The following is a 10,670-nucleotide window of genomic DNA, read 5'->3' as shown; positions in this document are numbered from 1 at the left end:
CCGCCCCACCGCCCGTCGTGCCCCCCGCACCCTGGCCGCCGCCGCCCTCCTCCTGGCCCTGGCCGCACCGCAGGCCGGCGCGGCGACCGTCCCTCCGGCCCAGGACCAGCTGACGGCGCTGGCCGCCCAGGCCGCGGGCGCGCTGGAGACCTACCAGCAGGCGCTCCAGGCGCAGCAGGACGCCCAGGTCGCCGCCGACGCGGCCCAGCAGGACCTGGCCGCGGCCGACGCGGTGCTGGCCCAGAGCCGCGAGGAGATCGGCGGCTGGGCGTCCCAGGCCTACCGCGGGACGGGCGGCCTGAACGAGCTGTCCGGGGTCGCCGTCCTGCTCGACCCCCGGCGCACCGGTGACGTCAGCTCGCAGCTGGCCACGATCGACCGCGTCGGCGGGCAGTACGCCGAGGTCGTCGAGACGGCCCGGCAGGCGCGGGCCCGCCAGGAGGCCGCCACCGACCGGGCCACCGCCGCGGTGGACGCGGCGCGGTCCACCGCCGAGCAGGCCCTCGCGGCCAAGTCCGCGGCCGACGCGGCCGTGCAGCAGCAGCTCGTCGCGTACTCGGCGCAGCAGCGCACGACGGCGGGGCTGGACCCGCTGGCCCCGGACGCGGCGGTCGTCGACCGGGCCCGGGCGTTCCTGTCCAGCACGCAGGCGTGCGCGGGCGGGGTCCTTACCGGGTACGCCAACGGCCTGCTGCCCGTGGAGGCGCTGTGCGGGTTGTACGCCGCGCCGGGTCAGCAGCTGCGGGCCGACGCCGCCCACGCCTTCGAGGCGCTGTCGCAGGCGTTCCAGGCCGACTTCGGCACGCCGCTGGTCGTGACCGACTCCTACCGCTCGCTGGGTGAGCAGATCGACGTCAAGGCCCGCAAACCCGGACTGGCCGCCGCACCGGGGACGTCCCGCCACGGACTGGGCCTGGCCGTCGACCTCGGCGGCGGGGTGCAGGACGCCGTTTCGGTGCAGCACCAGTGGATGGACCGGAACGCGGCGTTGTTCGGGTTCGTCAACCCGGCCTGGGCCCAGGGGTCGCCCGGGCCGTTCGAGCCGTGGCACTGGGAGTTCGTGGCCGCCTGAGGACGTCGTCCACGACCGTGGTGCAGCCGGCCCGCGCAGCGGGCACGTGGCCGGGGGGCCGCTTGCTCGCCGGCAACTCCCCCGGGGGCCGCGGGCGGCGGTCCTCGCCACCGACGCGCGCGGGAGACCGAGGGCCCGGGGCCTCGCCCCGGGCCGGTGCCGGTCCGGCGACGGGGAGCCGATCCCCCTGCGGCGGAGCGCCCGGTGCTGGAACGACGAAGGCCCCGACCTGCTGGTCGGGGCCTCACCTGTGTGTCCGAGGGGGGACTTGAACCCCCACCCACTATGCGTGGACTAGCACCTCAAGCTAGCGCGTCTGCCTATTCCGCCACCCGGACGAGTGGTCCCGCACCGGCCCGTGAGCCCGTGCGAACGAGGAAAACCGTAGCACGCCAGGGGGGTCCCCCACGCCACCCGTCGCCCCGCTGCGCCGGTCGGGCGACCGGGTCTGCGGTCGGCGGGGCGCGGTGCCGATCACCGGGGGGTGAGCCACGTCCTCCTCGAACCCCGCCCGCGCCCGGAGCCCGCGGTGCTCGCGAGCGCCCTGGTGGAGGGGGTGGAGCGGGTGGTCCGTGGTCGGCGCGCGGCGGTCGAGCTGCTGGTGACGGCGGTGCTGGCGCGTGGGCACGTGCTCGTGGAGGACGTGCCGGGCAGTGGCAAGACGACGTTGGCGACGGCGTTCGCGGCGAGCGTGGGTGCTGCGTTCGGGCGGGTGCAGGCGACGGCGGACCTGCTGCCGGCGGACGTGACGGGGTCGGGTGTGTGGGACCCGGCGGCCGGGGGGTTCCGGTTCGTGCCGGGTCCGGTGTTCGCGCCGGTGGTCCTGGTCGACGAGCTGAACCGCACGTCGCCGCGGACGCAGTCGGCGTTCCTGGAGGCGATGGAGGAGCGGGCGGTGACGGTCGACGGGGTCCGTCACCGGTTGCCGGACCCGTTCGTGGTGGTGGCGACGCAGAACCCGGTGGAGCAGCACGGGACGTACCCGTTGCCGGAGGGGCAGCTGGACCGTTTCGCGGTGCGTCTGGTGCTGGGTCCGGTCGCCGAGGAGGTGGAGCGGCAGGTGCTGCGTGAGCAGTTGGCGGGCAACCGTCCTGAGGGGTTGGCGCCGGTGCTGGACCTGGCGGACCTGCTGCGGTTGCAGGAGGCGACGGCGGCCGTCCACGTGGGGGACGCGGTGCTGGACCTGGCGGTGCGGTTGTGCCGGGCCACGCGCACCGATGCGCGGGTGCGGTTGGGGGCCGGGACGCGGGCGGCGTTGACGCTGGTGCGGTGCGCGCAGGGCCGGGCGTTGCTGGCCGGGCGCGAGCACGTCCTGCCCGAGGACGTGCAGGCGCTGGTGGTGCCGGTGCTGGCCCACCGTCTCGTCCCGGCCGAGGTCCAGGGGGTGGCCCAGGGGGTGGTCGGGGAGGGGGCGGCGGCCCGGTCGCTGTCCCAGGAGCGGTTGGCGGCGGGCATCGCGCAGCACGTGCCGGTGGACCTGCGCCGGTGAGCGCCGCTGTGCCCCACCTGCCGGCCGGTGAGTCGGCCGTGACGGAGGCGGTGTCGCCGGCCGGGGTCCGTTGGCGGCGGGTCGCGCTGGTGACGGCGGGTCCGGCGCTGCTGGTGCTGTCGGTGGGGGTCGGCAACCGGTGGCTCACCCTGGTCGGGTGCCTGCTGCTGGCCGCGGTCGGGTTGGCGTCGCTGACGGCGCCGGTGGTGGGTGCGTTGACGGTCGCCGTCCAGCGGCCCGCGCGGGTCGGGGTCGGTGACGTCGTCGAGCACGTCGTGCGGGTGCGGAACACGGGGAGCCGGACCTCGCCGCCGCTGGTGCTGCACCTGGGCGGGGACGTCCTGTCGCCGGCGCACGCCGGGGTGCCCGGGCTGGAGCCGGGGCAGGTCGTGGTGCTGCGCGTGCCGCGGTCCGCGCCGGTGCGCGGTGCGGGTGGGGGTACCGAGGTGGTCCTGGAGTGGGCCGATGCGTTGGGGGTCGTCCTGCAGCGGCGGCGGGCCGTGGTGCCCGCACCGGTCCACGTGCACCCGGCTCCGGCGGCCGTGCCGGTCCTGCCCGGACCGGCTGCGCGTGCCGGGGCCGACGACGTCGCGGGGGTGCGGCCGTTCCGCCGGGGCGATGCGGGTGGGGCCGTGCACTGGCGGGCCTCGGCGCGCCGGGGGTCCGGTCCGGGCGGTCCGGCGCTCGTCGTCGTCGAGCGTGAGGCTCTGCCCGTGGGGCTGCGCGTCGTGGTCCTGCCCGCGCCCGGGGAGACGACGGGTGCGGAGTTCGAGGCCGTTCTCGGTCAGGCCGCGGCGGTGGTCCTGGCCGACGTGGCCGCGGGTCGGCGCGTGGGGGTCCTGGGCGCGGACGGGGCCGTCCGTGAGGGTCTGGCCGCGCTCGACGTGCTGGCCGTGGCCCGTCCGTGCGCCCGCTCGCTCGGGGCGGCGGTGGAGGCGGCCGGTCCCGACGGTGAGGTGGTGCTGGCCCGTGCCGGGGGGTGGCGACGCCGGTGAGGCCCCTCACGTCGGCTGCCGCGCTCTCGCGGGTCGCCCCCGTCGCCCCCGTCGCCGCGGCTGCCGCTCCCCCGCTGCCGGACCTGCTGGGCACCCACGTGCCCGCGCGGGCCGCGGTGCGCTGCGCCGGGTTCGCCGTGGTCGCGGCGGCGCTCGCGCTGACGGTCTCGGGCGCTCTGCCCGCGGCGGCGCTGGTGGGCGTCTCGGGTGTGGTCGCCGTGGCGCTGGTCCTGCGCGGGCGCAGCCCCGTCCTGGACCAGGTGCTGGGGGCCTGCGGCGTGCTGGCGAGCGCCGTGGCGGTGCCGGGGCTGGTGGCGGGGGGTGGGGTGTCGGTGGTGGCGGCGGTGTCGCCGGTGCTGGCGCTGGCGCTGGCGGTGCGGCAGTTCGCGGTGGCGCGGTCGGTGCGTGCGGTGCGGTCGGTGCTGGGGTTGTCGGTGCTGGTGACGGTGGCGGCGGCGGGGACGGCTCCGTCGGCGGCGCTGGTGGGGCCGGTGGTGCTGGTGTGGGGGTCGGTGCTGGCGGGGTTGGCGTGCGCGGTGCCGCACCGGCCGGTGGACGGGCGGGTGGTGCGGCGGGCCGCGGCGGGGTCGGTGGTGGCCTCGACGGTGGCGCTGGTGCTGTTCCTGCTGGTGCCGGTGCCGTCGTCGGGTGGTGGTGCGCTGGGTGGTCTGGGTGGTCTGGGCGGCGGGGCCGGCGGGGGCGGGCCGGTGGGGGCGCCGGTGCGTTCGGTGCAGGCGTACGCGGGGGGCACGTTGGACCTGTCGGCGCGCGGTGGGTTACCGGCGACGGAGCTGCTGCGGGTGCCGGCGGGGTCGCCGTCGTTGTGGCGGTCGGGGGTCCTGGACGTCTACGACGGGCGGACGTGGGTGTCCTCGGGGAACCCGGTGCGTTGGGCGTCGGCGGCGGCGGGGTACGTGGCGGTCCCGGAGCCGGGGGCCTCGGACGTGGAGCGGGTCGACGACGTCGAGCCGTTGGGGTCCTACCCGGCGGTGGTGAGCGCGGGGTCGCCGGTGGGGGTGCGGACGTCGTCGGAGCTGTTCGACGGGGCGTCGGGGCTGGTGCTGGCGCAGGAGGGGTCGTCCTACCGGGTGGTGTCGCGGGTGGTGCCGTCGGTGGACGGGCCGCAGGACGGGTCGGTGCCGTCGGTGCCGGGGGTGGCGGCGGTGCCGCAGGACGTGGCCCGGTGGACGCAGCTGCCTGCCGGGGTGCCGCGGCGGGTGCGGGAGCTGGGGGTGCGGTTGGCGGGTGGCCGGGACCCGGTGGCGGCGGCGCGGGCGGTCTCGGCGCACCTGCGGTCGGTGGCGCGGTACTCGTTGGAGGCGCCGGTGCCGGCGGCCGGGCAGGACGCGGTGGACGCGTTCGTGTTCCAGGACCGGGTGGGGTTCTGCGAGCAGTTCGCGACCGCGGAGGTGGTGCTGCTGCGCTCGGCGGGGTTCCCGGCGCGGCTGGTGACGGGTTTCGCGGGGGGTGAGTCCTCGGGGGGTGCTCGGGTGTTCCGGTCGGCGGACGCGCACGCGTGGGTGGAGGTGTGGGTGCCGGGGGCGGGGTGGGTGTCCTCGGACCCGACGGCGGGGGCGCCCCTGGTGGGGGACGGCGCGGGTGCTCGGGGGTGGTGGCGAGGGGCGTGGGCGCAGGTGCAGCGGCTGGTGGAGCGGGTGCTGGCCGATGCGGGGGCGCGGGCGCTGGTGGCGGTCGTGCTGGTGGTGCTGCTGGTGGCGGCCGTGGTGGTCGTGCGGTGGTGGTCCCGCAGGTGGTCCCGGCGGGGGGCGCCTGCGGTGGTGGTGGGCCCGGCGGGTCGTCGGCAGGACCCGGCGGTGGGGGCGTTGCTGGTGGCGGTGGCCCGGTTCGACGGGGCGTTGCCGCCGCGGTGGCGGCGGGGGGCTGCGGAGGGCGTGTCGGACTGGCGGGGGCGGTTAGTGGGGGCTGTGCAGGTGTGCGGGCCGCACGCCTCGACGGAGGCGGCGGGGGACGCGGGGGCGGACGCGGTGGCCGCGGCGGTGGCGGCGCTGGAGGTGGTGGAGCGGGCGTGCTTCGGGCGGGTGCTGCCGGGGCGGGGGGAGCTGCTGGGCGCGTGCGGGGCGTTGGAGGGGGCCTCCTCGGTCCTGCTGGCGCGGCAGCGCGGGTCGGCGGTGCGCTCGGGCGGGTGACCTGGGCGAGCGGGGCGTTCGCCGGCGGTTAACCTGAGTTCCCGCCACGCGGGTGGTCCTGCCGCTCCTTTGGTGGATCATGACGGACCTCGTACGGTGAGCCACCGCCGCGCGGCCGACGACCAGATCGGGGAAGCCCTTGTTCGACCCTTCCAGCACCGAGGCCGCCCCCGCGCACCGCGTGGGGTCTCCCTTCCAGGGGAACTCGACGTTCGCGCCGGCGAACGCGGCGTTGCTGTCGATCTCGCACGTGGAGGCGCCGACGGTGGTGCCCTCGTCGTACTTCGACGAGGTCCTGGCGCCGACGCTGGAGCGCCTGCGGCTGCGCCCGGGCCTGCTGGAGAAGGTCGCCGGGGTGCAGGAGCGGCGCTGGTGGGCGCCGGGTCAGCGGGCCTCGGACGTCGCCGCGGAGTGCGGGGCGAAGGCGCTGTCGGAGGCCGGGGTGGACGCCTCGGAGGTCGGGATGGTCATCTCCACGACGGTGACGCGCCCGCACCTGGAGCCGGCGGTGGCGACGAGCGTGCACCACGGGATGGACCTGCCGACGTCGGCGTTGAACTTCGACATCGCCAACGCGTGCCTGGCGTGGGTGAACGGGGTGCAGGTGGCGTCGGCGATGATCGACGCGGGCATGATCCGGTACGCGGTGGTGCTGGGCGCCGAGGACGTGCGCTCGATGCACGAGGGCACGATCTCCCGGTTGCAGCGCGAGGGCATCACGCGCAAGGACTTCCTCAACGAGTTCGCGACGATGACGCTGGGCTGCGGGGCGGCGGCGGCGGTCATCGGCCGCGCCGACGAGCACCCCGAGGGGCACCGGATCGTGGGGGGCGTCTCGCGGGCCGGCACGGCCCACCACGAGCTGTGCATCGGGGACATGAACCACATGCGCACCGACGCCAAGCTGATGCTGACCGAGGGCATCGAGATCGTCTCGGACGCCTTCGAGGCCGGTGACGCGCTGTGGGGGTGGCGGGAGGCGAAGAAGTTCGTCATCCACCAGATCTCGCGCGTGCACACCGAGACGCTGGTGGACCGGATCGGGGTGGACCCGGCGAAGGTGCCGATGACGTTCCCGACGTGGGGGAACGTGGGGCCGATCTCGCTGCCGATGACGCTGGCCGCCTCGGCGCCGGATTTCTCGGCCGGGGACAAGGTCATCGCGATGGGCGTGGGGTCGGGGCTGAACACGGCGATGCTCGAGCTGGCGTGGTGAGCGGAGGTCGTCTCGCAGTCCTGCCGGCGGTGACGCCGGCTCCGGACCTGCCCGGGTGGGACCGGCGGTGGTCGCGGTTGGTGGAGGCGGTCGACCACGACGGCGCCGTCCGGACGTGGCACGTGCTGGACACCGCGCCCGAGGGCGGCGACGCGATCGGGACGTTGCTGTGCGTGCACGGCAACCCGACGTGGTCGTACCTGTGGCGGGGCCTGGCCTCGGCGGCCTCGGCGGTGCAGCTGGGCTGGCGCGTGGTGGCGGTCGACCAGCTGGAGATGGGTTTCTCCGAGCGCACCGGCACGGTGCGGCGCCTGGGTGAACGGGTGCAGGACCTGAGGGGGTTGGTGGACGCCCTGCAGCTGTCCGGTCCGGTGGTGGCGGTCGGTCACGACTGGGGCGGGGTCGTCGTCTCGGGGTGGGCCGCGGCCGAGCTGGCGCGGCACGAGGGCCGGCACGGGGGCCGGTCGCGGGTCCGGCTGGCCGGGCTGGTCGTGGCGAACACCGCGGCGAGCTGGCCGGTGGACGCGGGCGCGCCGGGGGTGCTGTCGGCGGTGCTCGCCCCGGGGGTGCGTCCCCTCGTGACGTCCCGCTCGCAGGCCTTCCTGCGCACGACGCTGGCGTTGCCGCGCCCGGCGCTGCCGGCGGCGGTGAAGGCGGCCTACCGCTCGCCGTACCGCAGCGCGGGCGAGCGCGCCGGGATCGACGCGTTCGTCGCGGACGTGCCGGTCGGGGCCGGGCACCCGAGCCGCGCGGCCCTGGACGGGGTCAGCGCCGGGGTGGGCGCGATCGCGGCCGCGAGGGTCCCCACGCTGGTGGCGTGGGGACCGCGGGACCCGGTGTTCGGCGAGTGGTTCCTGCGGGACTGGCGCACCCGGGTGCCGCACGCGGACGTGCACCGCTTCGAGGGGGCCTCGCACCTGACGCCGGAGGACCCCGCGTTCGCCGGTGTGGTGCTGCGGTGGCTGGACGAGCGGGTGCTGCGCCCGACGCCCCCGCCCGGAGACGCCCGGCCCGCACCGGCCGCGCGGTCGCCGCGGTTGTGGGCCGCGCTGGGTGAGCGCGCGGGTGACCCGCAGGTCGCGGGCACGCCCGCCGTGGTGCAGATGCCGGCCGTGCGTGCCGGCGGGTCCTCCTCCCGCGCGCCGCGGACGACGTCGTGGGCCGAGCTGGACCGCCGCACCCGTGAGCTCGCGGCGGGGTTCGTGCTGCGGGGCGTGCAGCCGGGGCAGCGGGTCTCCCTGCTGGTCCCGCCCGGGGCGGACCTGACGGCCGCGCTGTACGCGCTGCTGCGGATCGGTGCGGTCGCCGTCGTCGCCGACGCCGGTCTGGGCGTGCGGGGCCTGTCGCGGGCGGTGACCGGTGCCGGCGTCGACTGGGTCGTGGGGGTGCCCAAGGCGCTGCTGGCGGCGCGGGTGCTGCGCTGGCCGGGCCGGCGGGTGTCGGTCGCGGACCTGACCGACGTGGCCCGGGCCGGGGCCGCGCGCCTGGCCGCAGGGTTCGAGCTGCCCGCCGAACCGCGGGCCGAGTCCGAGGCCGCGGTGCTGTTCACCTCCGGGTCCACCGGTCCGGCGAAGGGCGTCGTCTACACGCACGGGCAGCTGTGGCAGCTGGCGCGGGCGATGGGGGCGGTCGTCCGGATCGGGCCGGGGCAGCCGCTGGTGTCGGCGTTCGCTCCGTTCGCGCTGTTCGGGCCCGCCCTGGGCGCCACGTGCGTGGTGCCGGCGATGGACGTCACGAAACCGGCGACGCTGACCGCGACGGCCCTGGCCGAGGCGGTCGAGGCGGCCGGGGCGACGTCGGCGTTCCTGTCCCCCGCCGCCGTCGTCAACGTGCTGGCCACCGCCGGTGACCTCACCCCGGCCCGGCGCGCGGCGCTGGCGCGGGTGCGCACGCTGCTCTCGGCCGGGGCGCCGGTGCCGACACCGCTGCTGCAGCGGGTGCGCGAGCTCATGCCGCTGGCCGACCCGCGCACTCCGTACGGGGCCACCGAGGTGCTGCCGGCCACCGACGTGGGCCTGTCGGACATCCTGGAAGCCGGTGCCGGAGAAGGCATCTGCGTGGGCCTGCCCGTGGAGGGCGTCACCGTGGCGGTCGCGCCGCTGGACGCCGAGGGCCGCGCCGGCACCGACCTGGTGACCACCCCCGGCCTCCTCGGGGAGGTCGTCGTGGGTGGCGAGCACGTCAAGGACCACTACGACCAGCTGTGGGCCACGCAGGCCGCGAGCGTCGACGTGCGACCCTCCCCGACGTTGCTGGGGGCGGTGCGGGCCGGGCGCTGGCACCGCACCGGCGACGTCGGGCACCTCGACGAGCGCGGCCGGGTGTGGATCGAGGGCCGCCTGGCGCACGTGGTCACCACCGCCGAGGAGGTCGTCACCCCCGTCGGGGTGGAGCAGCGCGCCGAGACCGTCGCGGGGATCGCGCGGGCCGCCCTCGTCGGCGTCGGGCCGCGCGCGGCGCGCCAGCTCGTCCTCGTCGCCGAACCCGACCCGGCCGTGGTCGCGGGCCTGAGGCGCACGACGGTCGCCGACCCGGTCCTGGCGCAGGCGGTCCGGGAGGCGACGGGCCGCAACCTGGTCGCCGTGCTGCTGGTCCCGGCGCTGCCGACGGACGTGCGGCACAACTCCAAGATCGACCGGGTGCGGGTCTCGTCGTGGGCCGGGCGGGTCCTGGCGGGCGAGCGGGCGGGAGCACTGGCGTGAAGGTCCTCGTGACGGGTGCCAGCGGGATGCTGGGCCGTGAGACCGCGCGGGCGCTGGCCGCCCGCGGCGACGACGTGCGCGTCCTGCAGCGCCGCACCGCCGGCGGGGGTTTCGCGGAGGTCCTCGGCTCGGTCACCGACCCGGCCGCGTGCGCGCGGGCCGTCGAGGGGGTCCAGGCCGTCGTCCACCTCGCCGCGAAGGTGTCGGTCACCGGCCCGCACCCGGAGTACGTCGCCACCAACGTCGAGGGGACCGCGAACCTGCTCCTCGCGGCCCGCGCGGCGGGGGTGTCCCGGTTCGTCATGGTCTCCTCCCCCTCGGTCGCCCACGCCGGGTCCGCCCTCGTCGGGGTGGGCACGACACCCGCCGACCCCGCCGCCGCGCACGGCTCCTACGCGCAGACCAAGGCGCAGGCCGAGCTGCTGGCGCTGGCCGCCGACTCCCCCGCGTTCGCCGTGTGCGCGGTCCGCCCGCACATCGTGCTCGGCCCCGGGGACACCCAGCTCGTGCAGCGCATCGCCGACCGCGCCCGCGCCGGGCGGCTGCCGCTGCTGGACGACGGCACCGCGCTCATCGACACCACCTACGTCGACAACGCGGTGGACGCCCTGCTCGCCGCGCTGGACCGCTGCCCCGACGACGGCGTGCACGGGCAGGCGTTCGTCGTCACCAACGGCGAACCCCGCACGGTGAGCGAGGTCTTCGCCCGCATCTGCGCCGCCGCGGGGGTTCCCGCACCGACGCGGCGGGTGCCCTCGGTGCTCGCCAAGGCGGCCGGCAGCGTCGTGGAACGGGTCTGGACGCGGTTCGGGCTGCCCGACGAGCCGCCCATGACGCGGTTCCTGGCCGAGCAGCTGTCCACGGCCCACTGGTTCGACATCGCCCGCACCCGCGAGCGCCTCGGCTGGACGCCGCGGGTCCCCCTCGACGAGGGTTTCGGCCGCCTCGCCGGGGGGTTCGAGTCCCGTTAGGGTCGTCCGGGTGATCAAAGGGCCGGCTCTGACCCCCGGGCAGCGACGTGCCCGGACCGCACGACGTGTCGAGGAGGC

The 10,670-nt window shown here is 77.2% G+C and carries 7 protein-coding genes and 1 tRNA gene; 7 read left to right on the top strand and 1 reads right to left on the bottom strand.

Features of this window, described 5'->3' with window-relative positions; all coding sequences use genetic code 11:
• Positions 1–1,072: M15 family metallopeptidase (locus AB2L28_RS16140; RefSeq protein ID WP_370720003.1), on the top strand; the 1,072-nt coding region annotated here is incomplete at its 5' end.
• 253 nt (positions 1,073–1,325) lie between these two features.
• Here the strand turns inward: AB2L28_RS16140 and AB2L28_RS16135 are convergent.
• Positions 1,326–1,410, bottom strand: a tRNA-Leu gene (locus AB2L28_RS16135).
• Positions 1,411–1,556: 146 nt separating this feature from the next.
• On the opposite strand from AB2L28_RS16135, the gene AB2L28_RS16130 reads away from it, so the two are divergent.
• From AB2L28_RS16130 to AB2L28_RS16105, 6 genes are all read left to right on the top strand, one after another.
• Positions 1,557–2,561, top strand: a complete 1,005-nt coding sequence (locus tag AB2L28_RS16130) for an AAA family ATPase (protein WP_370720002.1) — start codon at positions 1,557–1,559, stop codon at positions 2,559–2,561.
• Positions 2,558–3,556, top strand: coding sequence for a DUF58 domain-containing protein (locus AB2L28_RS16125; RefSeq protein ID WP_370720001.1), 999 nt, complete (start codon positions 2,558–2,560; stop codon positions 3,554–3,556). The genes AB2L28_RS16130 and AB2L28_RS16125 overlap by 4 nt, the downstream gene beginning before the upstream one ends.
• Positions 3,553–5,703: a transglutaminase TgpA family protein gene (locus tag AB2L28_RS16120; protein WP_370720000.1), complete on the top strand. Its 2,151-nt coding sequence runs from the start codon at positions 3,553–3,555 to the stop codon at positions 5,701–5,703. Before AB2L28_RS16125 ends, AB2L28_RS16120 begins: the two co-directional genes overlap by 4 nt.
• A 139-nt stretch (positions 5,704–5,842) precedes the next feature.
• Complete coding sequence (locus AB2L28_RS16115; RefSeq protein ID WP_370719999.1) at positions 5,843–6,919, top strand: 3-oxoacyl-ACP synthase III; 1,077 nt, start codon at positions 5,843–5,845, stop codon at positions 6,917–6,919.
• Positions 6,916–9,621, top strand: a complete 2,706-nt coding sequence (locus tag AB2L28_RS16110; protein WP_370719998.1) for an alpha/beta fold hydrolase — start codon at positions 6,916–6,918, stop codon at positions 9,619–9,621. Before AB2L28_RS16115 ends, AB2L28_RS16110 begins: the two co-directional genes overlap by 4 nt.
• On the top strand, positions 9,618–10,592 hold the full coding sequence (locus tag AB2L28_RS16105; protein WP_370719997.1) for an NAD-dependent epimerase/dehydratase family protein: 975 nt from the start codon (positions 9,618–9,620) through the stop codon (positions 10,590–10,592). The genes AB2L28_RS16110 and AB2L28_RS16105 overlap by 4 nt, the downstream gene beginning before the upstream one ends.
• The last annotated feature ends 78 nt before the right edge of the window (positions 10,593–10,670 follow it).

This window comes from Kineococcus mangrovi, from assembly GCF_041320705.1.
Taxonomy (GTDB): Bacteria; Actinomycetota; Actinomycetes; order Actinomycetales; family Kineococcaceae; genus Kineococcus; species Kineococcus mangrovi.
The sequence above is the reverse complement of the archived record's forward strand: the minus strand, read 5'-3'. Positions and strand labels throughout refer to the sequence as shown.